27 protein-coding genes and 1 riboswitch are annotated in these 25,639 nt (G+C 50.8%); of the genes, 16 read left to right on the forward strand and 11 right to left on the reverse strand.

The window, feature by feature from the left end; genetic code table 11:
- Nucleotides 1-406: 406 nt before the first annotated feature.
- The gene (gene soxB / locus ACO0LC_RS26045) at nt 407-2,125 is read left to right on the forward strand and encodes a thiosulfohydrolase SoxB (protein WP_423008665.1); all 1,719 of its coding nucleotides are present in this window, start codon (nt 407-409) and stop codon (nt 2,123-2,125) included.
- Nucleotides 2,126-2,325: 200 nt separating this feature from the next.
- Here the strand turns inward: soxB and ACO0LC_RS26050 are convergent, their stop codons facing one another.
- Complete coding sequence (locus ACO0LC_RS26050; RefSeq protein WP_423008667.1) at nt 2,326-3,018, reverse strand: helix-turn-helix transcriptional regulator; 693 nt, start codon at nt 3,016-3,018, stop codon at nt 2,326-2,328.
- 256 nt (nt 3,019-3,274) lie between these two features.
- On the opposite strand from ACO0LC_RS26050, the gene ACO0LC_RS26055 reads away from it, so the two are divergent.
- The 4 genes from ACO0LC_RS26055 to ACO0LC_RS26070 all read left to right on the forward strand — a co-directional run bounded on the left by ACO0LC_RS26055 (nt 3,275) and on the right by ACO0LC_RS26070 (nt 4,768).
- Complete coding sequence (locus tag ACO0LC_RS26055) at nt 3,275-3,568, forward strand: plasmid stabilization protein (protein ID WP_423008669.1); 294 nt, start codon at nt 3,275-3,277, stop codon at nt 3,566-3,568.
- A gap of 99 nt (nt 3,569-3,667) precedes the next feature.
- Nucleotides 3,668-3,850, forward strand: coding sequence for a hypothetical protein (locus ACO0LC_RS26060; RefSeq protein WP_423008671.1), 183 nt, complete (start codon nt 3,668-3,670; stop codon nt 3,848-3,850).
- Nucleotides 3,851-3,959: 109 nt separating this feature from the next.
- On the forward strand, nt 3,960-4,418 hold the full coding sequence (locus ACO0LC_RS26065) for a hypothetical protein (protein ID WP_423008673.1): 459 nt from the start codon (nt 3,960-3,962) through the stop codon (nt 4,416-4,418).
- A gap of 89 nt (nt 4,419-4,507) precedes the next feature.
- Nucleotides 4,508-4,768, forward strand: coding sequence for a hypothetical protein (locus tag ACO0LC_RS26070; protein WP_423008675.1), 261 nt, complete (start codon nt 4,508-4,510; stop codon nt 4,766-4,768).
- Here ACO0LC_RS26070 and ACO0LC_RS26075 read toward each other — a convergent pair.
- Nucleotides 4,765-6,030, reverse strand: coding sequence for an MFS transporter (locus tag ACO0LC_RS26075; protein WP_423008677.1), 1,266 nt, complete (start codon nt 6,028-6,030; stop codon nt 4,765-4,767). The genes ACO0LC_RS26070 and ACO0LC_RS26075 overlap by 4 nt on opposite strands.
- Nucleotides 6,031-6,327: 297 nt before the next feature.
- Between ACO0LC_RS26075 and ACO0LC_RS26080 the strand changes: the two genes are divergently transcribed.
- Both ACO0LC_RS26080 and ACO0LC_RS26085 read left to right on the forward strand, forming a co-directional pair.
- The gene (locus ACO0LC_RS26080; RefSeq protein WP_423008679.1) at nt 6,328-7,044 is read left to right on the forward strand and encodes a tetratricopeptide repeat protein; all 717 of its coding nucleotides are present in this window, start codon (nt 6,328-6,330) and stop codon (nt 7,042-7,044) included.
- A 216-nt stretch (nt 7,045-7,260) separates the two neighbouring features.
- Nucleotides 7,261-7,818, forward strand: a complete 558-nt coding sequence (locus ACO0LC_RS26085) for a hypothetical protein (protein WP_423008680.1) — start codon at nt 7,261-7,263, stop codon at nt 7,816-7,818.
- Nucleotides 7,819-7,837: 19 nt separating this feature from the next.
- Here ACO0LC_RS26085 and recQ read toward each other — a convergent pair whose 3' ends face one another.
- Nucleotides 7,838-9,715, reverse strand: coding sequence for a DNA helicase RecQ (recQ, locus tag ACO0LC_RS26090; RefSeq protein ID WP_423008682.1), 1,878 nt, complete (start codon nt 9,713-9,715; stop codon nt 7,838-7,840).
- A 6-nt stretch (nt 9,716-9,721) separates the two neighbouring features.
- The gene (locus ACO0LC_RS26095; RefSeq protein WP_423008684.1) at nt 9,722-10,567 is read right to left on the reverse strand and encodes an undecaprenyl-diphosphate phosphatase; all 846 of its coding nucleotides are present in this window, start codon (nt 10,565-10,567) and stop codon (nt 9,722-9,724) included.
- A 363-nt stretch (nt 10,568-10,930) separates the two neighbouring features.
- Between ACO0LC_RS26095 and ACO0LC_RS26100 the strand changes: the two genes are divergently transcribed.
- Both ACO0LC_RS26100 and ACO0LC_RS26105 read left to right on the forward strand, forming a co-directional pair.
- Nucleotides 10,931-11,524 (forward strand): hypothetical protein, encoded by a 594-nt coding sequence (locus tag ACO0LC_RS26100; protein ID WP_423008686.1) that lies wholly within the window; start codon nt 10,931-10,933, stop codon nt 11,522-11,524.
- On the forward strand, nt 11,524-12,144 hold the full coding sequence (locus ACO0LC_RS26105) for a hypothetical protein (protein WP_423008688.1): 621 nt from the start codon (nt 11,524-11,526) through the stop codon (nt 12,142-12,144). Before ACO0LC_RS26100 ends, ACO0LC_RS26105 begins: the two co-directional genes overlap by 1 nt.
- A gap of 119 nt (nt 12,145-12,263) precedes the next feature.
- On the opposite strand, the gene ACO0LC_RS26110 is transcribed toward ACO0LC_RS26105, so the two are convergent.
- The 6 genes from ACO0LC_RS26110 to ACO0LC_RS26135 all read right to left on the reverse strand — a co-directional run bounded on the left by ACO0LC_RS26110 (nt 12,264) and on the right by ACO0LC_RS26135 (nt 16,677).
- Nucleotides 12,264-13,970: a methyl-accepting chemotaxis protein gene (locus tag ACO0LC_RS26110; RefSeq protein WP_423008690.1), complete on the reverse strand. Its 1,707-nt coding sequence runs from the start codon at nt 13,968-13,970 to the stop codon at nt 12,264-12,266.
- 261 nt (nt 13,971-14,231) lie between these two features.
- Nucleotides 14,232-14,507 (reverse strand): hypothetical protein, encoded by a 276-nt coding sequence (locus ACO0LC_RS26115; protein WP_423008692.1) that lies wholly within the window; start codon nt 14,505-14,507, stop codon nt 14,232-14,234.
- A gap of 15 nt (nt 14,508-14,522) precedes the next feature.
- On the reverse strand, nt 14,523-14,792 hold the full coding sequence (locus ACO0LC_RS26120) for a YkgJ family cysteine cluster protein (RefSeq protein WP_423008694.1): 270 nt from the start codon (nt 14,790-14,792) through the stop codon (nt 14,523-14,525).
- Nucleotides 14,793-14,943: 151 nt separating this feature from the next.
- Nucleotides 14,944-15,531 (reverse strand): C39 family peptidase, encoded by a 588-nt coding sequence (locus ACO0LC_RS26125; RefSeq protein WP_423008696.1) that lies wholly within the window; start codon nt 15,529-15,531, stop codon nt 14,944-14,946.
- Nucleotides 15,532-15,573: 42 nt separating this feature from the next.
- The gene (locus ACO0LC_RS26130) at nt 15,574-16,251 is read right to left on the reverse strand and encodes a hypothetical protein (RefSeq protein WP_423008698.1); all 678 of its coding nucleotides are present in this window, start codon (nt 16,249-16,251) and stop codon (nt 15,574-15,576) included.
- Nucleotides 16,252-16,476: 225 nt separating this feature from the next.
- Nucleotides 16,477-16,677, reverse strand: coding sequence for a hypothetical protein (locus ACO0LC_RS26135; protein WP_423008700.1), 201 nt, complete (start codon nt 16,675-16,677; stop codon nt 16,477-16,479).
- 165 nt (nt 16,678-16,842) lie between these two features.
- Nucleotides 16,843-16,940, reverse strand: a riboswitch (glycine riboswitch).
- Between the two features lie 196 nt (nt 16,941-17,136).
- Here ACO0LC_RS26135 and ACO0LC_RS26140 point away from each other — a divergent pair.
- Nucleotides 17,137-18,591 (forward strand): hypothetical protein, encoded by a 1,455-nt coding sequence (locus ACO0LC_RS26140; RefSeq protein ID WP_423008702.1) that lies wholly within the window; start codon nt 17,137-17,139, stop codon nt 18,589-18,591.
- Nucleotides 18,592-18,680: 89 nt separating this feature from the next.
- Nucleotides 18,681-19,616, forward strand: coding sequence for a hypothetical protein (locus ACO0LC_RS26145; protein ID WP_423008704.1), 936 nt, complete (start codon nt 18,681-18,683; stop codon nt 19,614-19,616).
- A gap of 11 nt (nt 19,617-19,627) precedes the next feature.
- Here ACO0LC_RS26145 and dacB read toward each other — a convergent pair whose 3' ends face one another.
- The gene (gene dacB / locus ACO0LC_RS26150) at nt 19,628-21,148 is read right to left on the reverse strand and encodes a D-alanyl-D-alanine carboxypeptidase/D-alanyl-D-alanine endopeptidase (protein WP_423008706.1); all 1,521 of its coding nucleotides are present in this window, start codon (nt 21,146-21,148) and stop codon (nt 19,628-19,630) included.
- Between the two features lie 13 nt (nt 21,149-21,161).
- Here dacB and ACO0LC_RS26155 point away from each other — a divergent pair, with 13 nt between their 5' ends.
- The 5 genes from ACO0LC_RS26155 to ACO0LC_RS26175 all read left to right on the forward strand — a co-directional run bounded on the left by ACO0LC_RS26155 (nt 21,162) and on the right by ACO0LC_RS26175 (nt 24,913).
- The gene (locus ACO0LC_RS26155) at nt 21,162-21,368 is read left to right on the forward strand and encodes a hypothetical protein (RefSeq protein ID WP_423008708.1); all 207 of its coding nucleotides are present in this window, start codon (nt 21,162-21,164) and stop codon (nt 21,366-21,368) included.
- A gap of 96 nt (nt 21,369-21,464) precedes the next feature.
- Nucleotides 21,465-23,438 (forward strand): peptidase U32 family protein, encoded by a 1,974-nt coding sequence (locus ACO0LC_RS26160; protein ID WP_423008710.1) that lies wholly within the window; start codon nt 21,465-21,467, stop codon nt 23,436-23,438.
- A 190-nt stretch (nt 23,439-23,628) separates the two neighbouring features.
- A complete protein-coding gene (locus ACO0LC_RS26165; RefSeq protein WP_423008712.1) occupies nt 23,629-23,799 on the forward strand; it encodes a GNAT family N-acetyltransferase in 171 nt (56 codons plus the stop codon).
- A gap of 72 nt (nt 23,800-23,871) precedes the next feature.
- Nucleotides 23,872-24,468, forward strand: a complete 597-nt coding sequence (locus ACO0LC_RS26170) for a hypothetical protein (protein ID WP_423008713.1) — start codon at nt 23,872-23,874, stop codon at nt 24,466-24,468.
- 229 nt (nt 24,469-24,697) lie between these two features.
- Entirely contained in the window at nt 24,698-24,913 is a 216-nt protein-coding gene (locus tag ACO0LC_RS26175; protein WP_423008715.1) for a hypothetical protein, read from the forward strand.
- The last annotated feature ends 726 nt before the right edge of the window (nt 24,914-25,639 follow it).

Here is a 25,639-nt window from a genome sequence, read left to right on the forward strand (position 1 = left end):
AGGCCGGAGACCACCGGGCTGGCGCACCAGCGGCGTTCGATGTATACCGTGTCGTTTGAAATGGATTGCCCTTCGTGGACACAGGCCGGGTCTCGGCCCGGCGGCCGAATCCCTTTCTTTGCTTCGCCAAAGAAAGGAATCAAAGAAAGGCGACCGAGGCGTCGCTGCCCCTTCGGGGGCCCCTTTGCTGCAAGTCAAAAAATGGGAAATGCCCGAAACTCGCTGCGCTCAGACAACGGTCATTTCTTAATCCATTTTCTGCCTCGCAGCAAAGGCATCGACACATCGGAACGACTAAAGTCAAAGGCAACAGCAACCCCAAAGTCAAAAACAACGACAACATCAGAATCAGCAGCAGCGTCAAAATCAACGACAAAGCAACACCAAAAAAAGAAAGCAAATCACCATGGGCCTGAATCGTCGCGATTTTTTACAAGTAATGGCCATTGCCGCTGCAGGTGGCATGCAGATAGATGCGCAGGCTGCCATCGCCAATCCGGCGACAGATAAACTCTATGACCTGCCGCGTTTTGGCAATGTCCATCTCATGCATTTCACCGATTGCCATGCGCAGTTATTACCGCTGTATTTTCGTGAACCCAGCGTCAATCTGGGCTTAGGTGCAGCCTTTGGTAAAAGCCCGCATCTGGTCGGTGAGCATTTGCTGAAGCAATTTGGCATCAAGCCTAATACGCCAGAAGCCCATGCCTTTAGCTGCCTGAACTTTGAACAGGCGGCAGCGACTTACGGCAAGGTTGGCGGCTTTGCTCACTTGACCACGCTGATCAAGCGCACCAAGGACAACCGTCCTGGCGCGCTTTTGCTTGATGGTGGTGACACCTGGCAGGGGTCAGCCACATCCTTGTGGACGCAGGGGCAGGATATGGTCGATGCCTGCCTGCAGATGGGTGTGAATGTCATGACGGCGCACTGGGAAATGACGCTGGGTGACAAGCGCGTCAAGCATATCGTCGAGAATGACTTCAAGGGCAAGATTGATTTTGTCGCGCAAAATATCCAGACTACCGATTTTGGCGATCCTGTCTTTGAAGCCTTCACCATGAAAGAAATGAATGGCGTACCCGTCGCCATCATCGGTCAGGCCTTCCCGTATACCCCCATCGCCAACCCGCGCTATCTGGTGCCGGAATGGAGCTTTGGCATACAGGAAGAGAATATGCAAAAGACTGTCGATGCAGCACGTGCCAAGGGCGCGAAAGTGGTCGTCGTTCTCTCGCATAATGGTATGGATGTTGACCTCAAGATGGCCTCGCGCGTGCGTGGCATAGATGCCATACTTGGTGGCCATACCCATGACGGCATGCCTGCCCCCATCATCGTAGAAAATGGCGGCGGCAAGACCCTGGTGACCAATGCCGGCAGCAATAGCAAGTTCCTCGGCGTGCTTGATTTTGATGTGAAAGAAGGGCGCATACAGGGCTTTCAGTACAAGCTGTTGCCGGTGTTTGCTAACTTCCTGCCTGCAGACGCTGAGATGCAATCGCTGATAAAAAAAATCCGTGCACCCTACAGCGCCAAGCTGGCTGAAAAACTGGCGGTGACCGAAGGCACGCTGTACCGCCGTGGCAATTTCAATGGCAGCTTTGACCAGTTGATTGTCGATGCGCTCATGGAAGTCAAAGATGCAGAAATTGCCTTCTCACCCGGCTTCCGCTGGGGTACGTCCTTGCTGCCGAATAGCGCCATCACCATGGAACATGTGATGGACCAGACCGCCACCACCTATTCCTATACCACCGTCACAGAAATGACAGGGGCAGCCATCAAGACCGTGCTGGAAGATGTGGCCGACAATCTCTTTAATCCTGATCCTTACTACCAGCAAGGTGGCGACATGGTGCGTGTGGGTGGCCTGACGTATGCCATGGAACCCGCAGCAGCCATGGGCAAGCGCATACAGGACATGCGCCTGAACGGCCAGCCTCTGGCAGATGGCAAAGTGTATAAAGTCGCTGGCTGGGCACCCGTGGCAGAAGGAGCAAAGGGCGAGCCAGTCTGGGATGTGGTAGCACAATGGCTGCGCACCCACAAAAAAATCACAGCACGCAAACTCAATACACCGCGCCTGATTGGTGCTACTGGCAACCCCGGCATGCTGACCTGAATAGTAAGTAAAGGGCTTCACGTCAGGCTTCGCAAGGCGGTAAAGTCACGGCAGTGAGGTGATTAACTCAGAATGTGAGTTGGGGAAACTGGTTGCGGACAGCAAGAAAGTAACAAACTTGCCTGCAAAAAAAGAAAGTCACATGCATTAAGAAGCTGGGATTTTATTTTGCTTGAAATAACAAGGCTAAGGCATCCACACTAACGCTCAGCCCTGATCCCTTGTTGTTCGCGCCATTCCTTCAGCAAAACTTGCCTTGAGCGCGGATAGGTCGTCTCTGCCACTTGCAGGCTGAGTATGCGGTCGGTGCGGAAATGCCGGAAATCAATGCGTAATTCACACCAGGCGACGATGACGCGGAAACTGTCGAAAAAAGCCAGGGCGCAGGGCCAGATGGTGCGCAGGCTGGCTTTACCGGTTTCATCCTGGTATTCGAGCACCAGTTTGTGTTGCTTGCGTATGGCCAGGCGTATCTGGCGCAGCTGTTCATCATTGCCGCCGGGCTTACAACTGGGGCCTATCAGCAAGCCGCTGGTTTCCAGTTCCAGCCTGGCTTCCGCAGGCAAGACGGCGGCAATTTTTGCCAGCGCATCACGGGCTGCCAGGGCCAGTTTGTGATCTGCCTGTTCTGCTACCCAGCGCGAGCCTAGTGCTATGGCGGCTATTTCTTCTTCGCTGAACATCAGGGGTGGCAAAGTGAATCCTGGCTGCAAGACATAACCTATACCCGCTTCTCCCGCAATTTTTGCGCCCTGGTTTTGCAATGTAGCGATATCACGGTACAGGCTGCGCAGGCTTATATCCAGTTCTTGTGACAGCGTTGCACCGCTGACGGGATAACGATGCCTGCGCAGGATTTGCATCAGTTGTAACAGGCGTTCAGTACGCGACATGCGCTTGCTCCTGTGTAAATTGGGGGAAGTTTTTCTGACAGTCATTCATCAGGTGATTTTACCTTGATGCAAGATGGCATGCCTGTTTGTCCTGCTTATCTGTATCAGCTTTAAAAAAAATGTCAGTGTAGTCTTACGTGACTATCGTCTTAGTCCGATTTTGTTTTTCAAGACTGGCGACTATGATTCAGTTCATGGATGAGGGTATTACATAGATGTTGCCAGCCAATGATGAACATAAATACAGGAGTTGACGATGCCACAAGGTATTTGGAGTGCAAAGCGTGAGCGCCAGTTCAAGCATATCAAGGAGAGCTTGATACAAGGTGGCCGTGAACCAGACTTGGCTACAGAAATTGCTACTCCTACCGTTAACAAAGTAAGGGCACAGCGTGGCGAGCAACATGCGCATGCTGGTGCGGCGGGGCGCACTTATGCTCAGTTATACCAGGAGGCGCGCCTTAAGAATATCAAGGGACGTTCTGCCATGAACAAGGTGCAGTTGGAGCAAGCAGTTGACTCGCCTGGAGGTAGCAGGCGCCAATCCTGAGCAGGGAGGACGCCGTGACGGATATGAAAAAAATAAGTAAAAATCAATAAGTGAAAATAGTTAGAACATAGATAGACCAATTTCTGCGCGGGTAAGATCATGATCATCATCGGTATCAATAAAGCACCGGCACACAAATGGTTTCTGGTTGCGCTACGTACTGCCAAGGCAGCTGCAGAAGCCAATGAAGTTGAGTGGGAATATGCGCATATCAGGATAGAGTTACCGCAAGGCCGTTCGTATTCCAAGTTGCCAGGGCATGTAAACCTGGTTGAAGATTGACAATAGCAGACCTGGCACGATAGAGGAAGATCATGGACACGCCACAACTCATCGCATTTGGCGCTTTGGCTGTGATCTTGTTTACTTCATTTCTTTTGAAGAGATGAGCATGAACATCCGTCAGTCAATATTATGTTTTTGCATGCTCTTTGCGGGTATGCAATCTGCACGTGCACAAGAAGCACAAGAGATTGCCAGCGTCACTGATCCTGTTGATGAAAAAGCTGTAAGCGCACAAGCAGAGCGAATGTTGGCGCGTACAGATTTGCCTGCGCCACCTGCTGTTAGCGAGAAGCTTGATGCCTCCTTGGGGGAAAGAGGGGTATCGACTCCCGGCAAGGAGGGGCAAGGCTTGTATGCCCGCGTTACAAAAGAATATTACAGCCAGTCTGGCTATCAAAATACCAAGCCTGAAAAAACTGAGACCTTGTCCAAATTTGGCTTTCGTTATTCTTCTACGGGCAATGAGCGCATCTGGCTGGAATATCGTTTCAGTGAAAAAGGCGCATTGCGCTTGCGGGGTGCCGGGCATGGAGGCGTCAAAATTCTGGCAGTTTGGGAATATTGATCCTGCTCGTGGCTGCACAGACAACCTTGCTTATTGACCGTGTCATTGTGGCTCAGATGAGCCAGCTTGTTGCGTCCTCTGGAGATATCATGAATAGTAGATTTCAAGCTAAGGTAGAGCGAATGCCGACCATGCAATACAAGAATTACGATATTTTTGTGATTGCCTTCCCACGACCTGATGGTCAGTGGTTTGCCAGTGGCGAGGTGCAAAAAAATGCTGCGGATGGTGTGGAAGTCATCCAGCAATTTAGTGGCCCGTTCAAGGCTGCCAACGAAACCCAGGCGAAGCTTGCGGTTATCCGCGACGCCAAAATGAAAATTGATGCCATGTTGGCTGAGCTTGCTTAAACATTTTCTCTTTCCATCATCCTGGCCGCTATCACAAAACACGGTATCGCCAACAGCCAGGGAGTCATGCTCAGCATTACTGCCTTGGTGATAGGGGTACTGTAGGCTGCAGCCCTGAACACGTCGGCCAGCCATCCCACTGCCAGATTGCCGAGTGAAGTGCCAAACAGTGTCATGCACAAGATCATGAAGCCAGTCATTGTGGAGCTTAACTGCCTGGGTACCAAGTCTTGCAGGCTGGCGAAGAGGGGCCCATAACCTATGGTAATCATCATGCTGCCTATGAACATGCAGATATAAAATGTCGTGCCTGAGCTATCAAGTAAACGGTAGACATAGCCTATTGGCACACCGATCAGATAAATCAATGCCAGGAACCACAGGCGGCCACCAGCGCGGCGCGCTTGCAGCCGATCAGCAAGGTAGCCGCCGAGCAGGGCACCCAGCACTCCGCCAGCTATAAACATCATGCCTGCCAGTTGTTGGGCATACTGGCGATCGAGATGACGTTCTTGCACCAGCCATAATTGATCGAGTACAAAAGCACCTTGGGCAAATATCACTAGCACGCCACCAAGGATGAGCAGGCACAAAGCAGGTGAGGCGCGCAAGGTCTGTAGAATTTCTGCAAAGACGGCGCTGACAGGGCGCTGCACGGCAGTGTCTGGTTTTGCCTGCTCGTTGCGTGGTTCGCCTAACAGGAATAGTAAGGCAGTCAATACCATGCCTAGCGCGCCCAAGGTGAAAAAGCAATTACGCCAGCCTATTGCTGCTCCCAGTGTGCCTGCAATAATAAAAGCTGAACCTATCCCTATGGGTGCACCCAGATAATAAAACCCGGCAGCAAAGGCGCGTTGCTGGCTTTCAAATTTATCGCCCAGCAGCCCCAAAGCTGCGGGCGTCAGCGTGGCTTCGCCTACGCCGGTAAACATGCGCACCAGGCCCAGTTGGGCAAAATTGGTGGCCAGGCCGGTAGCTGCAGTCAGTGCACTCCAGCTAAAGATACCTATGGCAATCAGGCGCGGTCTGTGCACTCTATCTGCCAGTGCCCCCATGAACAAGCCCATGAGAGTGTAAAAAGTGGTGAAGACAAAGCCGGTCAACAAGGTGAATTCCAGATTGCTTAAATGCAGATCATGGATCATGTCTATCGCAAAGCCCTGCATGAGAAAACGATCAGCAAAATTGAGGATATTGAGCAAGGTCAGGAAGACCAAAACGATCATCGCATGCCCGGTTTGAGTGGAAGAAAGTGTGCGCACTTGAATTTCCTGTTTTTACATACGTTTATCGAATATTGGTTGTTTGTCCAATATTGGTAGCTTAGGCGATGTTTGTGCTCAATGCAAGATATTTTGGTTAATTGACCAAAATTAATGATATTACGAATTAATAGTGCAAGACAGCATACTTTAGTGTTAAAACTGACACTTTATTGTCTTGTGGATATTGATCCGGTTTACTATCTGCTCAGCAAAGTGGTCAGTTCTGCTGAAACTGGCAGCCTGCCGAGGTCGGGTCTATTTTTTTACATATCTGGAAACATCCTGGAGCGTAGCTTGAGACTTTTAATAAACTTATTGATATCGAGCTCTTTGATCTTGCTGCCGCCAGCCTGGGCGCAAGAAAACAAGGGGGCAGTTAATGATGAAGCGCCTTACTTGCAAGTCTTGAATGAGGGTGCCACCCTTATCAAAGCCGGAAAGGCAAAAGAGGCTATTCCCTATTTCGATAAAGTGATCGCCAGGTATGAAGATAAATACCGCGACAGCAAGCAGACAATTTTTTGTGCACGATCCCCCACTGAAGCGCTGGCTTATCTGTTAGAAGCAGCGAATCAGGCCAAGGGCAGTGCCATGGTATTGTCCGCCAACTGGGCTGATGCCTATTACCTGAAAGCCTATGTACTGGTCAGCCTGGGGCAATTCGCCCAAGCCAGGTCGGTATTGGCGCACGCTATCGCGCTCTCGCCAGCTAATTTCCAATACCAGGCAGAACTCGGTCATATTTATCAGCAAGAAAAAAACTGGGACCTTGCCTTGAGCAGTTTCCAACTGGCAGAGACAAATGCACGTACTTACTCTGCGCCTGCTACCCACAATGCAGAAATAGCGCAGGCTATGCGTGGCAAGGCTTATGTACTGGTAGAGCAAGGCAAGCTCGATGAGGCAGAGCAAGTGTATTTGCAATGCCTTGAGCTTGATAAAAACGATGTCAGGGCGCGTAATGAACTGACTTATGTACAAGGGCTGAAGTCAAAACAGAAAGTGAAGTGAAATCAAGCGAAACCATGTGGAATTAATAAGAGCTTGAGCAAGTGACAAAGAAAATGCGCAGAAATTCACCTGCACTTTATTTTGCCAATGATTTCTCTTTTCGTTATATCTGAAGTAGGTTTAGTATGTGATCGCAGCAGTTTGCCCTGCGCCCGATTCTGGCTTTAGTCATTGGTCAACAATGACTTGCCTGACGTCCCTACCTATCTTTGCGCCATGAAAAAATTAATCTTCCTTTTGCTGCTGGCTACTTTCCTTGGACCGCGATTAGCTTGCGCTGATGACTTTTATAAAGAAGGAATTTGGATCGCTTTTCCTGGCGATTTCAAGGAGGAAAAACTAGGACTTGAAAGGGAAGGTCACGCCCGTTATCGTGTCAAGCAAAAAGACCCTGCCCAGCCCTCACGCACCTTGGTGGAAACTTTTATTCAGGTTGACAAGAGTGATGCGTACCAACAGTATGGTGCTGAAGAAGGGGCGGAATCGTGTTTAGGATTACTCATGGAGAGGGTGGGCAGGCAAAATATTCGACAACTGACTTTCCCCAAAAAATTACAACTCTCGGGAAGCTTAGCAATGAGCTTCACGATGATACATCCTGGACGATATGCAACGAATACTTGGGAGGCCGAATTAGTGAACTCCACAATTTATTGTATTGTTGAACCTGCACGCGAGGTCGTAATAACCGTTTTGGCACCTGCTGATACACCTCAAGAGCTCTTTGCCAATACTTTAAAAAGTATTGAAAGCTTGAAGTTCGTTAGCAAATAATACAGCGCCATCGCACCAGCTATGCCTGCAATTCCTCAATCAAACTGATGATCTCCTTGCCATAGCTTTCCAGCTTCTTGTCGCCCACACCTGATATGGCACGCAAAGCGGGCAGGCTGGCGGGCTGCTGGCGGGCGATTTCGCGCAGGGTGGCGTCGGGGAAGATGACGTAGGCTGGCACGTTGTGGGTGCGTGCAGTTTCCACCCGCCACCAGCGCAGTTTGTCGAAGACGCTCTGGGCTTTGCTGTCGAGATCGGACTCGGCAAAATCCTTGGCTGACTGGCGTTTGTGCTTGACGGCTTTTTCGGCTTTTTTATACTGACGCAGCTGTACCTTGATTTCACCACGTAAAACAGCGCGGGATGCTTCTGTCAGTTTCAGTGAGCTATAGTTTTCATAGTCCACTGCCACCAGGCCCAGGGCAATCAACTGGCGCAACAGGGCGCGCCACTCAGCTTCGCTCTTGTCCGAGCCTATGCCATAAGTCGACAGCTTTTCATGCCGCCACTGCTGCACGCGTTCAGTATCAATACCACGCAAGATATCGATGACATGACCAGCGGCAAAACGCTGATCTACACGATAGACCGTGGACAGGATTTTTTGCGCAGCCACGCTGCCATCGAAAGAAACCGGCGGGCTCATGCAGGTATCGCAATTGCCGCAGGGCTCAGCCTGCTGGCCAAAATAATCGAGAATGTGGACGCGGCGGCAATTCAGGGTTTCGCACAGCGTGAGCATGGCATCAAGCTTGACGCTTTGCACACGCTTGTACGTCTCATTGGCTTCTGACTCATCGATCATGCGCCGTTGCTGCACTACGTCTTGTAAACCATAGGCCATCCAGGCATTGGCGCTGGCCCCATCGCGACCGGCACGGCCAGTTTCCTGGTAATAGCCTTCTATGCTTTTTGGCAAATCCAGGTGGGCGACAAAACGTACATCGGGTTTGTCTATGCCCATGCCAAAAGCAATGGTGGCGCACATGACAATGCCATCTTCACGCAGGAAGCGTGCCTGGTTACGGCTACGGTCAGCTAGCTCCATACCCGCATGATAGGGCAGGGAGGTGATGCCGTTTTCATTCAGGAATTCGGCTGTCTCTTCTACTTTTTTGCGTGACAGACAATACACGATGCCAGCGTCGCCACTGTGCTGAGCAGTGATGAAGTCCAGCAATTGTTTGCGGCCATTGGCTTTTTCGACGATCTGGTAGCGGATATTCGGGCGGTCAAAAGACGACACGAACTGCATCGCGTTTTCCAGTTGCAGCCTGTGGATGATTTCATCGCGGGTTTGCTGGTCAGCCGTGGCTGTCAGGGCGATGCGCGGTACGTTCGGGAAGCGTTCATGCAGGGCTGACAGCTTGATGTATTCAGGGCGGAAATCATGGCCCCATTGCGAAACGCAATGGGCTTCATCAATGGCAAACAAGGCGATGTTGACGACTTGCAGCAGTTCCAGGCAGCGTTGGGTCAGCAGACGTTCCGGCGCGATATAGACGAGGTCGATATCGCCTTCACGCATCTTTTTTTCCACCGCCAGGATTTCATCAAAGCTCTGGGTGGAATTCAAGAAGGCTGCACGTACACCAACCTCGGCCAGGGCGTCAACCTGGTCTTGCATGAGGGCGATCAGTGGCGACACCACGATGCCCACGCCATTACGTAGCAAGGCCGGTATCTGGTAACACAGGGACTTACCGCCGCCTGTTGGCATCAGCACCAGGGCATCGCCGCCATTGACGACATGCTCAACGATTTGCCCTTGCTGGGAACGGAAAGCCGGGTAGCCGAAAATGGTCTGCAATAAATGCAGGGCCTGGTCTACTGTATTGTCGCTGGTTCCGGTATTGGTATAGCCCGTTGCTGTCACTGCCGTAGTCACCTCTGTCATCACCCTCTAGTCTGCCCAGGTAATCACGCCAGTGTAGGCAGTAATCAGGATCATGATGCCAAAGGCGATGCGGTACCAGGCAAACACATTAAAATTATGTGAGCTGATATAACGCAACAACCAGCGCACGCAAAAGAAAGCCGAGATAAAGGCCGCAACCGTACCCAGGCTGAACATGGGCAAATCAGCCATCGACAATTCTTCGCGCGCTTTGTACAGCGAATAGACGGTGGCACCCAGTAGCGTAGGTATCGCCAGAAAGAATGAGAATTCAGTGGCAGCCTTGCGTGACAGGCCAAACAGCATGCCGCCTATGATGGTGGCACCCGAACGGCTGGTGCCGGGTATCAGGCCCAATGATTGCGCCAGGCCAATTTTAAGCGCATCCATGATGCTCATGTCATCCACTGACTGTATGCGGGCGTGATTGCTGTCTTCCGCATTGAGCTGTTTTTGCTTGCGCTCAACGATGAGGATGATGATGCCGCCGATAATGAAAGCCAGCGCCACTGGCACAGGAGCAAACAGCAGAGCCTTGATTTTCTTGATGAACAATACCCCTATGATGGCCGCTGGCAAAAATGCCACAACCAGATTGATGGCGAACTTGCGTGCCTTGGCATCCGTGGCCAGGCCAGTCACAACAGAGATGATTTTTTGTCTATATTCCCAGCATACTGCAAATATGGCACCTGCCTGTATCACGATTTCAAATACCTTGGCAGTTTCTGTCGTGAAATTAAGCAGACTGCCTGTCAGGATCAGGTGACCGGTAGATGAAATTGGCAAGAATTCCGTCAAACCTTCGACGATACCCATGATGATGATTTTGACTGCGAGTAGTAGATCCATATGACACTAAAAAGTATGAAGTTAAGCAAGAATTATCCGGGACGAAGCTTAGCATGGCGCATGCTGGCCTTGCGTAGAAATTTGCGGCCTGCTGCTTATATTCAAGCGTAAAAATTCGTCGCTTTACTTTGGCTTACAACTTGCCAGATTGCAGTAGCTTGCACCTGAAGTGCCGTATTTTAGTACTTTCTTGAAATTCATTGTAGTCCAACTGCTCAGTGGCGATACTTCAGCCTGTTAATAAAACTGCATAACACTGCAAATCCCAGACTCATGCCTAAGCAGCCAGAACGATATAGCCCTTATTGCAAACATGGAGTCGCTGCCAGTTTGCTATTAGGTTTGTTTGGCTGCAGTAGCACTATGCCTGTCCAGCCAACCATGGCCTTCCAGGAGCAGAGTCCGGGCGGGATGGCATTGAGTGAGTACCGTAGTCAACAAGTAGAAGTCAGCATGGTGAGGCAGCAATATATCTGGCGTTTTCCGGATGCCAACCAGCATTTGGCCCAGTTTGCTCACCATATACAGGTAGATGGCACGGTGCCTGTGCGATTGCAGGATTTTGTTATTACCTATCGCAAGCCCCTGCGTTTTTCTCGTGGCCCGGCACCAGATGCCGGATCGATGGTGAGCAGGCCGGGAGATGAAGTGCAGATCAGCAAAAATGATCAGTTCCTCGTTACCGAAAGCATAGCCCCGGAGTTTACTGGCGAACAAAGTTACCGCCGCCTGGAGGTAGCCAAGCTTAAGGTCGGTGATGAAAGCTATGTATTGACTGTAGCAAATGGTTTTTTGCACCGCCCCATGTGGCTGGCAATTTATGCCGCAGATGGTAGTGCTGTGTATCGCATAGGTCTGCCGCATGGACATTGGCAATTTACTGAACATGCTGATGGTATCTCCATGGTGGACATCTCAGGTTCTGGCCGGCGAGTGTTGATAAGGCCAGAGCACTAATGAAAGCCTGGCTGCGGCGTGATGCTGTGTATGCCTGTCTATGCATGAATTTAAGTGGCTGCTTCGTGCCACTGCCCATCGTTGGCGGCGGTATTGCTGGCGCAGGGCGGGATAACGATGCAGCCAGAGAAGTAGCCAGCAATTACCCTGAATTTAAGGAGAAACATGTGCAAACCGAAATCACCCAACAAGTAACAAACAAGACGCGTACTGACCGCAATAATTATTTTGCCGGCTTTGCCGATCATGTCCACGTACGTCGTAATACACCCACCAGGATGGGGTCATTTGAATTCAATTTTGTGCGCTCGGGCACAGATAATGGTGTGCTGATCCAGGTCTATCACGATGGCCTGCGCATCATGCTGGAACGCATACCTTCGACTTTTTACATGGGGGAGCTGCAAGCCAGTGAAGTACAAATAGGCGGCTGCGACTACCTTTTGCTGGCCGCTAATTCCCGCACCAGCACGCAACGCATGTGGTTTGGCATTTTCCGTCATGACGGCAGCAAACTGTATGCTGCCAGTCTGGAACAGTCTGTTGTCCGTGTCCATCAAAACGAAGATGGCATTTCCCTGTTCTTTTTGAGTGGTGATTCCATGCGTATCAAGATCTAAGCTGACATAAATGCATATGGGCATTTATGTCGACGGAAAGAAACGCGTCTGCACTGCTTTAGAAAATAACAGCCAGGCAGACATGCCCTTGAAACCAGGGATCAGCTTCCCTTGATTTCTTAAAACTCTTCCCAGTCTTGCTCGGCCGCAGCGGATTTTCTTTGCGGCAGATGGCGAAGCTGCGCTCTACTGGATACATTTACTGCGCGCGTAATCACTGGTGGACGGAGGGTATTGACGGGGCGGCGAACTTGCATGGCAGGTTTTTCTGCCTGCTCCATGATCTGGAATTGCGCGACCAGATCCGACAATTTAGCTGATTGCTCGCGCATGCTTTCTGCCGCAGCCGCAGCTTGTTCCACCAGGGCGGCATTTTGTTGTGTCATCTCATCCATTTGCGTGACAGCCAGATTGACTTGTTCAATACCGGCACTTTGTTCCTGGCTGGCTGCCGTGATTTCGCTCATGATGTCTGCCACATGCTTGACGCTGGAAACAATATCCGTCATGGTCTGGCCAGCCGTATCCACCAGCCTGCTGCCATGTTCGACCTTGCCTACTGAGTCATCGATGAGGTGCTTGATTTCCTTGGCGGCGGAAGCACTACGCTGTGCCAGATTGCGCACCTCGGTTGCCACCACGGCAAAGCCACGACCTTGCTCACCGGCGCGGGCCGCTTCTACGGCAGCATTCAGGGCCAGGATATTGGTCTGGAAGGCTATGCCATCAATGACCGAGATAATATCGACGATCTTGCGCGAGCTTTCCTTGATAGATCCCATGGTTGCCACTACCTGTCCGACCACTTCCCCCCCTTTGACGGCAACGCCGGATGCCGAGATCACCAGTTGATTGGCCTGGCGCGCATTGTCGGCATTTTGCTTGACCGTCGATGTCAGTTCTTCCATTGACGATGCAGTTTCCTGCAATGAACTGGCTTGTGATTCTGTGCGAGATGACAGGTCTGCATTGCCCGAGGCAATTTCAGCTGCAGCCACGTTGATGGTTTCAGTGCCATGTCGCACATTACCAATGACACCGCTGAGGCCAGTGTTGATGCCATTAATGGCATGCATCATCTTGCCGATTTCATCATGCAGTTTTATCTCTAGGGAGTCACTCAAATCACCTTGCGCCATCTTTTCTGCAACTGCCGTGGCCCTGGCCAGTGGCTTGGTGATGGATATCGTCATCAACCAGGCACAGGCTACTGCCAGCATGGCAGCAATTACCGAGAGGGCGATCAACAGCATGCGGCTGGATTGATAAGTGTGCTGGATTTCGTCCGAAGTATCATCAATTTGCTTGCGCTGCATGGCCAGCATTTCTTCTATCTTTTTGACATAGATAGTCGATGCTGGAATGAACTCCTTGTCCAGAGCAGTATTGGCTTCATCCACTTTGCCTTCTTTTTTGAGGTCGACAACTTTGTTGCGGGCACTGATATAGGCTTGGCGTTGTTCGCCGATTTCCTTGAAGAGGGCAATCTCATCAGCACTCTTCATATGTTCGCCTATTTCCTTTTGCAGGAGTGCAGAAGTCCTGCTTGATTCTTCCTGATCTGCTGCAAAAAATCTGGCGAGCGAAGGATCGCTGCTTTTGGCTATGGCTATGGTACGGCGCACGCCAGTGTGGATATTGCGATACCAGTCGCTAACCATGCGTTCTGTTGCCAGCGGATCTTTCAATAAATCATCAGCCGCTGCAGCAACCGTATTGAGTTTAAGGATGGCGACCAGGGTGGTCATGAAGAACAAGACCAGGATGAGTGCAAAGCCCAAGCCTAGGCGTTTACCCACCGAAAGGTGTTTAAGTAAAGAGATCATAGATTTTCTATTTGTTGTCGTAAGACAAATTGAAAATGCAGACCCGTAATTACCTGGTGGTCTGCATAGGGAAGAAGAGAAATTAAATTTCCTAGTGGCAATTATACTTTGAAGTAATTAGCTAGTTGTATGAAGTTTGTATGAAATTTATTCATGATTTGTCAAATCAGATTTTTGTATGACTGATAAGTAAGGCTTGGCATTGTATATTTAATCAGAAATACCTATTGGGTATGCTTGGTGATTGATTTAACATTGCCTTCATTTCTTGTTTAGTACTTTGAGCGATTTAACTGCACTCATCAGCATTGTCATTAGGAGAAGCAAATGCATGCTCACTACAAGCATGGTCCCCAACTGTGCATGAAGCTGGTCCAGCATATAGGCCAGGCCCCATGCCAGCAGCGGGAATAAGGGGATAATGGGAAATATGGACAGACTTCCCATGTCCCCTCTTGCTCTCTTATCCAAGACAGTAGTTGGTATCCAGATGAGCCAGGCAAGACTGGCAATGATTAGGGCGAACAGATCAGTCATGGCAGACGCATGGTATCAATGTGGCGCGGTCGCAGCTTCAAGCTGTGTCAGATAAAACATCGCCTGCTCTTTATTATCCCCGCACATGTCTGACGATGCCTGTAAGCCCGCGCAAACAGCCGGGCGGCTGGCATCGCCAAAAATCTTGCAGCCTAAATCTTCATCCAGTTGTATACAGGGCACACCCGCGGGTTTGCCGTCTGGCATACCGGGTATAGGACTGGAGATGGACGGTGCTATGCAGCAGGCGGCGCAATGAGGGCGGCAGGAAAAAGAAGTACTCATGCACGCATTGTAAAGTATGCCTCTTATGGCACGCCAGCAGAAAGATGTGCTCGGTATGGTGCACGGCAGGTAGGAGGTGTTAAATGCACAAGCTCCCACCTGCTTATTTCATGACGTTCATGACGTATATGTCACGGCAATGCCAGGGTGATCAGCCACTGACATTCATACGCTGGGTATGTGTCCATTGATGGTCATAGTCCGAAACCGTAGAACCATAAGTTCTATAGGTTTTACCTTCACCTGGCCATGGGTTCATGATGTAGATGTAATTGGTGCCATTGTAGACTTCATAGCCAGAGCCAACCATGATATGGCCGCCACCATTGGTCCAGCCATAGCGGATGACGAAGGGGCGGTTGGCATTGATGTCATTGACCACGGTATTCCATGAAGAGGCATAGTTGTAAGCATTGTTGGATACACCCCAATGGTTCAGGATGTTTTGCACGCTACCACCGCTGCCATACATGGAGTTGGGCTGGTTGGCGTAACTATTCCAGTTAAAGTTGCTATTGCCACAGGCGTAATTCAAGCCAAAAGCCCAGTTGACGATCTGGCACTGACTGGGATTTTGATTGTAAAAACTCAGCAATGCCTTGCTGCTGCCTGCCCAGCACCACTGGCTATGCTCTTGTGTTACCAGCGGTATGTTCAGTGCGCGTGACTGGGCAAAGGCAGATGAAACACCCAGCATGATGCCCAGTGCAAGGATCAGTCTTAACAGATTTTTTTGCATGATATCTCCCTATATATGTCGGTATGAGTATGGATGCTGCGCTTAGCGGAAGTTATCCATATTGGTCTTGATGCTGGCCCGCAGCGGATCGAGGATGTCGCTTTGTTCCAGCAATCCACCATTGGCGGAGGCTGTTCCGGTTTTTTCGCTGCGCTGTTGCAGCAGCAGGGTTTGCCGGGCTGCCTGCAAAGGCGCGAAGCGGGCACGGGCATCAGTGGGGGACACTACTTCTAGGAAATCTGACATGGCCTGGTAGATACGGATGAAGCGCAAGTTAGAGCGCGTGCTATTGCCATGCACGGCAATAGCTGCATCCACATCCTTGGCCAGCACGCTTCCACCATAGGAGGTAATACCCCAGCGGCCATTGTCCTGCCTGAGGGTTGCCAGACCTATCGGTGTGTCATGCAGGCTGATGACAAAGCGCCACTCGCCTGTGGCCTTGGCCAGGCTACGCAAATCACTGCGACCAGCCAGGACATCTTGCGGCGGGATGCTATACACAGGGAAGCCATAACTGATTTTGGCATCCTTGAGGTCTTGCACATCATTGACTTCCAGCGGGAATTCGGCAGGCAGGGTGCCACCACGCCGCTGTACATTGAATTGCACAAAGTCGGCAAAATCACGTTGTGCTGCTGCGCTGACGAGGCGGGCCTGCTCTGTCGTACCGGCGATGTCGCTGCTGATGTTTTGTGCCAGTAACGGTGCACTCGTCATAGCACAGCTGAGACTGAACATCAAAGCGGCGAGCGTGGATTTTTTGTATCTTGAAACGGAGTTCAAATGCATGATAGCTTGCTCCTTCTAGAGATGTAGATAAAAGCCCGTCTGTCCAAGCGGGCTGGGCGGCTTGAAACATGACATGGTTCACATGCCGGACAATTCACCCGCGGGTGCGGGAAACAGGTAATTAGCTCAAGGAGCTAACAAGGCTGAGTAGCATCAACAATGCAGGTGACTACACCAGAAAGACGTGTGGTGAGCATGCATGGTCGAGCTGTCTGCATTGAGATCATCTTTGTAGCCATGGTTGAGCTGGCTGCTTTCTTCAGACCTGGCTTTGTCGCCAGTCTTTTGTCGTGCGAGCGCGCAGGCTGCCGCCATCGCGGTGACAGTGTCACCGTGCAAATGAGTCAGTTTCATGATGTAGAAACTCCGGGCGTCAAAGAGATATCTGCGCGCAAAATACGCTGCGGATACCCCCTCTGTCCTGGACCTGAGAGATTTCGCCTGCAACTGCTGGTGGCAGTGCAATGCTTGCTCCTTCGGTGTGCCGGGCGACGTAGTCCGGCAGCTCTTCAGAGTTTGAAAGTGATAACGGTCCTTGTTGCCTGAGAGTTTCCGGGGTGGTTGCTCCTTCGGCGCTGTCCTTCTTGTGCGTAGACAGTCTCTCCCGATATCACCTGGCTTGCGCCTTTGTGCTCAACCCCTTGTGTGGGTCGTAGAAATGAGCATAGTGCACGCCTTAATCATTTACAAATTATTTTTGATAACAAAGCGATTATTTTTTTGCTAATGCTGTGCAGCCATTGTTTTGATAATGGCTTGCCAGCCTTACATGCTTTGGTATGCTTGGTGTTTGTCCCTTAGCCCAGCTATCATATGGCTACTATCGACCCCTTCTCTTTATCCATGCCTCTACAATTTACCCTGGTTTCGCGATCACGCCTGTCGTCCCTGCTCGGCAAACTCAGCCTTGCTTGTGGGCTGGCACTGAGTTTTATCCACGCTGAAGTAAATGCGCAAGACCAGCCAGCAGTGCAGGAAGCTGCCAAGGAAAAAGGCAAGGAAAGTGCCTGGCTGACTAGTTCTGGACTGAGCAATTTTGCAAAAAAAATGGTGGAAAGCCGTTACATGCCTTACAAATTGGCAGGGCAAAAAGATAGTAAGGGCATGCTGACTTACAAGGCTTATTTCCAGCCCTTGCCACCTGATGTAGAAAGATTTTATTACTATTGGGCCATGACGACGGAGTGGTATGCCAATTACAAAAAGAATATGACAGAAGAGGGCTATCAGGAAACCTGGCACCAGTCTTTTCGCGATGCTGCCAATACCGAATTACATCAGGCGATCTGGCAAAAAAAATCTACAGGAAGTCCAGAGGTTCCCAAAGTGGGTAGTGCTTACGCGGATGAAGAGCATGAGCAAAACATACTGGTCTCAATGTTATGGCGCGGCGAATTCAATAAACTGGATCAGACACTGGACGATGGCTTTGCAAAAAAACAGGCCGGAAAATTAAACTCCAATGTCCTGTACACGCGTTTTGGCACCTTGTCACGTTTGGATAAAGAGTACAAGAAACAGTTTGATCGCTGGGTAAAAACCAGTCAGCATGGCTATGCCTATCTGGCGCGCGGGATGTTCTTGCAAGAGCAGGCCTGGGAAGCGCGCGGTGCTAAATTTGCGGCAGAAACCAGTAAGTCACAGTTTGCCGCATTTCACTGCCTGGCAGCCCTGGCCAGACAGGATTTCAACAAGGCCAATGAAAAAATCATGGCATGCGCTATCTGTGCCGGTGAATTGATACGCAATAACAAGGCGCTCAGCAAGCAAGAAGATGATCTTGCTTTGCTCAAAACCGCTCTGCAACAAGACCCTGGCCTGTATTCGCCAGCGTATGCCTATCTGAATAAATTGCTGCCGCAATGGGGTGGTTCGTTTAGCGAGATGGAAGCCTTCATCAACGAGATCAGGCAAATGACGGACGATGAAGTGCTGGTCGAACAATTGAAGTCTCGACTGTGCTATGAGCGTGGCATGGCTATTTATGGAGAAGATACAGAAGGGGCACGCATCTGGCTTGAAAAAGGTTTGAATAGCCAGCCCTATCAATTGCTCATCAATGAGCTGGCCCTGCTATATGCCAAAAAGAACAGCCACAAACAAGCCATAGCCCTGCTGGAAAAGAGTATGGCGAATGGCAATGAATGGGATATCTATACCCTCGAGGCCCTGGCGCAGTCTTATTTTGCGCTAGGCATGCAAGTCAAGGGTGACAAGCTCATCGCCAAGAGGGATGAGGCTGTCCGGCGCTTCAGGAATGGTGAATAGAGAGATTGTGCTTCTGATATCGGCTCTTCATCAGGCTTCAGTTAAAATCTATTTTGCTTCATAGAAGATTTTCTTTTGCGTAATCCATTGTGCAATTAACTGTTCAACCAAGCCTGCATCGCCCGCTCTTCCATTTTTTTTCCTTGCTTGCGCTATGTCTGCTGGCCGCTTGCACACGCACAGAATCTGTGCAAACCCTGGAGCAGCGCGACCTCATGCGCCTGGTATTCAAGGGCTGGGATGTGGTAGATGACAAGGCCATCGTCAAGGCACCGCAGTTAAAGGCAGAGCTGCCGGCCTCAGCCAGACCGGTAGCAGAACTGGCCCTGCGCATGCATGCCCTGCACGTGCAAAAGCTGGCAGAAGATACCGCAGTCTTGCTGGTCAAGGGCGAGCCACTGGAGTCTGGCTTACCCAATCTGATTGCTGCCTACTGGTTTCAGCGTCGTGGCGAAGCCTGGTCATTGACCAATCGCCAGGACGTGGTGGAATGGCTGGCCCCCGATGGCCGTATCAGCAAGACCAGCCTGGTGGAATTATTTCCTGGCGAATTTGCCCTGGCGATAGAACATAGCCACGTAGAAAAAAATGAAGTGAATATCTGGCTGCGCTTATTGCGCATAGAGGCCGACAAGATCAGCCCTATGTTCGATAAAAGCAAGGACCCTGATCTGGTCCGGCATTTTGAAAGTGGGCCAGAATGTGAAAGCCTGATGCGCTCAGGTAAAGGCAAGCACCTGCGCCTGCACTTGCGCGACAGCGACCCGGCACCACCCCATTGCCATGACTACCTGGCCAGATGGCAGCTCAGCCCCGGCACCACCATGCCAGGCCCGCTATTGCTGGAATTTTCAGGCAAGATCATCAGCTATCGTGAAGTCAGCCATGGCACAGATAGCACGGGTGAGCGCCTGACAGGCTACGACTTGCTCATCACGCCACTACTGGGCAAGATCAGGCTGGTGTTTGATCCGGCCACGCAACAATATGTGGTCCAGAATGATAAGCAGCATAAAGCCAAATAGGCGAGTAGTCGTCAAGGCCGCCCGGCCGCGACCCAGTTGATTAATTCATCCAGCGCAGCCTTGGCCCTCGCAGCCTCATCATGATTGATCATGGCCACGACCACCCATTGCTGGTCATTGACATCCCTGACATAACCGGCGACGGCGACCACATCTTTCAGTGTGCCGGTCTTGATGCGCGCCCGCAATTCTGCCGGGCCACCTTTCAAACGGCGGCGCATGGTGCCATCCAGCGAGGCTACAGGCAGGCTGCTGGCAAATTCTGCATACCAGTTACTGCGCGCACCAGCTTGCAATAAACCAGCCATTTGTTGCGGGCTGATACGTTCCAGGCGTGACAGGCCCGCGCCATTTTCCAGCACCAGCCCGGCATCGTTGATGCCTTGTTTGAACAGCCATTGCCTGATACGTGCATCGGCTGCCTGCAAATTGCTCATGCCCTGTTTATTGCCTGCACTGCCTGATTCGGCACCCAAAGTCAGGTAGAGCGTGCGCGCCATGACATTGTCGGATTGCTTGTTGATGATGCGCAGTATATCCGCCAGCGGCTCGGACACACGCTCAGTCAAGACTGTGGCAGAGGCGGGTGTTTTACCATCGCGCACTTCACCCTGCCAGGTGCCGCCCATCTCTTGCCACAGGGCGCGTATCAGGTGCGCCAGATACTGGTTACGGTCCAGGATATTGATATTATTGGTGATCTTGCAGCGCTTAGGGAAGCCACCATTCAAGGTGATTTCCAGCCCGCCACGGGTAGTCTGGTGCGCCGGTTTTTTTGTGGCTGGTGCATTTGGGTTTTCTGCTTCTGGGTCATCAATGACATTGCTGGTGGTTTCTATGACAGGCGGCAGCCATTCTGTCTCCCAGGCTGAGCAGGGTAGCTCATTCAAGTGCAGGTGATTGGTGATCTTGACCTTATCCAGCGGTGTGTTCAGACGTGCCTCTATCTTATCGCCTGTTGATTCCAGAGAGATGCTGCTCAGATTGCTGTTCACCAGCAAGGCATCCGGTATGACGTTGTAATAAGCATCCGGGAACTCATCGAATTGCGGTGCGCCTATATCGGGTCGCTCAGGCTGGAAATAACTGCGATCAAGAATGAGATCACCACGCAATTTTCGCAAGCCCTGGTTGCGCAGATTGCGCAGCATGCTGCTCAGTTTTTCTATGGACAGATTGGGGTCGCCACCGCCACGCAAATACATGGTGCCAGTCAGGCTGTCATTGTTTTTTTTCGCTGTTTTATCCGCCAGGATTTGCGTCTTCCAGCGGAAATTGGGGCCTAGCTCTTCCAGCCCGACCAGGGTAGTGACCAGTTTCATGGCCGAAGCGGGGTTCATGGGCCTGTCTGCGACTTGCGTCAGGACAGCAGCACCGCCACTGGCTGGCATGACGATGGCGCTAAAGGCTTGTACCGGGACATTGGTCTTGCTGAAGGCGACCTCGACTGCCGGTGGCAGGCTGGCTTGTGCAAAAGCGCAGGCAGGGAGCAGGGGCAAGACAAAAAACAGGCTGGCAGGAATGAGGCGCATAAGTATTCTAATAATGACATCAGGCGGTATTGTAGAGCAGGCAAGTGAAGGAAACAGAAAAGCGTACTTTTTACGCAATGAAAATTTGTTTGCAGCCTATATATTTTGCTTATCTGCTTTTTATCTGCCTGCTTTGTCCTACACTGCAGATGGCAAAAACGATCTGCTAAAGTTGATTGATACTCAAGAAACTGGGTTTGTGAGCTTGAATATTGCATAACTAATATTCAATTCAGGCTTGGCCACAGCATCAAATACGACATAAGCCCTTGATTTCCTTTATAATTTCGCCCTTTCCCCGTCATTTGCCACCGCCATGAGCTTGCTAGTCAACCAGACCGAACTGTTATCGCCCGCCAAAACTGTAGAGATAGGCCGGGAAGCGATCTTGCATGGTGCTGATGCAGTCTACATCGGTGGCCCTTCTTTTGGCGCGCGTCACAATGCCAGTAATGAAATCAGCGAGATAGCCAGCCTGGTGGAATTTGCCCACCGCTATCATGCGCGCATCTTCGTGACCATGAATACCATCCTGCATGATTCTGAGCTGGAACCGGCAAGGAAGCAGATACGTCAGCTGTATGACGCCGGTGTCGATGCCCTCATCGTGCAAGACATGGGCATTTTGGAACTCGATATCCCGCCCATCCAACTGCATGCCAGCACACAATGCGATATCCGTGGCGTGGAAAAAGCCAAATTCCTTGGCGATGTCGGTTTCTCGCAATTGGTACTGGCACGTGAACTGACGATCAAGCAGATACAGGCCATCAAGGCCCAGGTTGCCACGCCGCTTGAATATTTTGTGCATGGTGCCTTGTGTGTGGCTTTCTCTGGCCAATGCTATATCTCGCATGCTGACAATGGTCGCAGCGCCAATCGTGGCGATTGTTCACAAGCCTGCCGCCTGCCTTATACCCTCAGCGATGGCGAGGGCAGGGTAGTCGCTTATGAAAAACATTTGTTGTCGATGAAAGACAATGACCAGAGCCGCAATCTTGAAGCACTGCTCGATGCGGGCGTACAGTCTTTGAAGATAGAAGGCCGCTACAAGGACATGGGCTATGTCAAGAACATCACCGCCCATTACCGCTTGCTGCTGGATGAAATTCTCGAGCGCAGGCCAGAATTCACGCGCGCGTCCAGCGGCCATAGCCAGGTGTCATTCAGTCCCAATGTGGACAAGAACTTCCACCGCGGCCACACAGATTATTTTGCCAATGGCCGTCTCGACGACATAGGCGCATTTGATTCGCCCAAATATGTAGGCCTGCACCTCGGTTATGTGACCCGCCTGGCTGCCAACTACTTTGAGATAGAAGCCAATGAACCCATGTCCAACGGTGACGGCCTCAACTACATGGTCAAGCGTGAAGTCGCGGGCATACAAGCCAACACGGTAGAACGCGTAGGCGCATCAGAAAACGGTGAAATCTGGCGCGTCTTCCCGAATGAAAAAATGGCCGATCTGGTCAGCCTCAAAGTCGGCACCCTGATCAACCGTAACCGTGACCATCGCTGGGAACATGCACTGACCAAGAAGTCTGCCGAGCGCCGCATTCCTGTCTATATGAGCTTGACAGAAAAAGCAGATGGCCTGAGCCTGAAAATCACCGATGAAGATGGCGTAAGCTCTGAAGTCAGTACGCAACTGGCACTGGAACCCGCACAAAACCGCGACAAGGCAGAAGCCGGCTTGCGCGACAATCTCGCCAAGCTCGGTAATACCATGTTTGAAGCAGCGCAGGTCAATCTGGATTTGCAGCAGCCTTGGTTCGTACCATCCTCCGTCATTAACGCCTTGCGCCGCGATGCTGTCACTGCGCACGAGGCCGCACGTCTTTCAGCATGGTTGCGTCCATTACGCACACCGGCCGTTGAACCGCCAGTCGCGTATCCAGAGACAACCCTGAGCTACCTTGCCAATGTGTACAACCACAAGGCCCGCAGCTTCTATGAAAAACACGCCGTACAACTGATCGCTGCTGCCTACGAGTCACATGAAGAGCCGGGTGAAGTATCGCTGATGATTACCAAACACTGCCTGCGCTTCTCCTTCAACCTCTGCCCCAAGCAGGCCAAGGGCGTGCAAGGCGTACAAGGCCAGGTCAAGGCCGAACCGATGACCCTGGTCACGGGCGAAGAAAAATACACGCTCAAATTCGACTGCAAGCCGTGTGAGATGCACATCATAGGGGCGATGAAAAAACACATCTTGCAGGCACCACCGCCGTCATCTGTGCAATACAGTACGGTGAGCTTTCACAAGACCAGGCCGCAGACAGTGTGATGGCAAAACGTAATCGCACGCATGTCAACCACCTGCCGCTAACCTTGTTTCACATCGTCTGAAAAAGAAAAACCAAACAAGCACAAGCCTTCTGTCAAAACAGACTCGCCGTCATTCAGGCGCGCATCATACGTAGGCTTACGCGCTGCTAATCGTACCGTACCTACGCTTGCTGGAGGTCGTTGCAGGCATGGTCGAACAGGTGACCCTGAGCGCCGTCAAGGCAAACCTCGCCGCAGTAAGTTTGCACCAGAAGCTGGGCTTTGACATCTATAGGACCGAGCCGCGCTCACTGAAAAGTGATGGCGCGTATTTTGATGAAGTGCTGATGGTGAAGCTTTTGCGTAAGCGCCAACAATGATTGCATTTTTTGTTTGCAATAATTACACTGCCTTTCATTATGCTACTTTTGGCATGATTATCAAGGATAGCCATGAAATTACCAAAAAATCTGAAATTGTCCGAAGCCAGCGATCTGGAGTTAGGTGATATTTTCTACATTGAGACCCGCTTAAATTCGCAAAGGAAGTTAACTTTAGGTTATGTAACCAAGTTTGCATCTGGAGAAGACACCAGACTGAAAATAGTTCTATTTGAAAGATTTAATAAAACGCACAGTGCGATTCTTGAAAATTTACCAAACGAACGTATAGTCAGCTTACCTAAAAATTTGGAATTAAAAGTTGACCTTGATGCAACAGAATGGCGGATTGTTCCAAAAGGTGCCCCTTTTGAAAAGAACAGTATTGTTATGCAACACTTCTCGTTCCAGGGGGAGCTGAAAACTGCATTCTATTTAAGAGTTAATTTGCGTGCATCATCAAGTGGTATCCTGGACGCCTTCATCAATCTTGAAAACCATGAAATTACAGTAAACTTGCCGGTACCATATGTTGCGGTTGGAAATTGGGCAATTGGTCTTTCTGGGGAAGACGGCTTCAAAGTGCTACTTAAAAACGATGATCGTATTGAAAGCCATCCCCACACCCAGCTATCAGAGGAACAGGTCGAATCGATTGTCCCCGTGTGATGCCGGTGGCATGGGTTTGACTGATGATCGATGACCAGAGTGGCGAGGTCAGGCTTGTTCCCGGTGGCGGATAATGGGGGGAGGGCATAGCCGCCAGACGTAATAGCGACTGTCTTCACTGCCAATGAAAATCTTGACATTTGTCATGAGATACTGCTTACAGTTGCTACTTATGCAGATGGTTCGCCTTCCTTATACTGGAGTCTCAATCAACCAAGGAAAGACTACCATGTCTGATATGCTCGCTTACTCACAAATCGTTCCCCTCGGTGCATTTTGTGTTGCCATCGCCTATTCAGTTTGCCATGCCTGGATCAAGACCGGCCAGCAGGAAACAGACTTGCAATACCGCACCATGGAACATCAGGAAAAGATGAAAGCGATGGAACTGGACATCGCCAGGAACAACGCCATGGCAGCAGAGAGAAAAGCACAGCAAGCCTGAGTCAGAATAGTGCGCCCCTCGTCACGTAGGAGCGGCTTCAGCCGCGAATCGCCGCTAACGAAATTGCCCAATAACGTCCATAGCGTATGGCGACCCCATGTTCGCGGCTAAAGCCGCTCCTACAAGAGCATTTGACTGCGGCCAGTGTAGTCTGCGTAGGTACGATTAGCGGAGCGTAATCGTACGCATGTCGGCAAAGGCTGATATTCGCTGCATCAAAGTGAATTCAGGATAGCTGCGCTGCTATCGCACAGATACAGATTGCAAGATGATTCTGACGCCGAGTTTGAGGGACTTGCTGCTGTTTTTGCACTTTGCATGCGTAGGCTTACGCTCCGCTAATTGTACCTACACTAACTGACCCGCCTGCCAGCCTATCAATTATGCGAGCGATACACATGCGATGATGAGGTGGTATGTTGTCTGATGACTTTGTGGTAATAAGTATAATAACAACTTTGCAATTTTCAGCGATAGCAGTACCTTCATACTGGTCATGTAGATCCTGTTTACGATCTTGGAACCTGTTCGGGATCTTACTGTACGGGCTTGATCGGCGCTTATGTGCTGCTCAACCTGCCCATGTACTGGAAGGATATCGCGTTTTGCGCTGCTCTTCTCCTCGCTGACGCCTGCTTGCTACAGATCGTGAACAGGTTCTTAGGGGCATTGCTTCTATGACATAAGTTTTGGTTTTAATCAGTTCCCTTGTAATCTATTGTTGTA

The organism is Undibacterium sp. JH2W, from assembly GCF_049340425.1.
GTDB lineage: Bacteria > Pseudomonadota > Gammaproteobacteria > Burkholderiales > Burkholderiaceae_D > Undibacterium.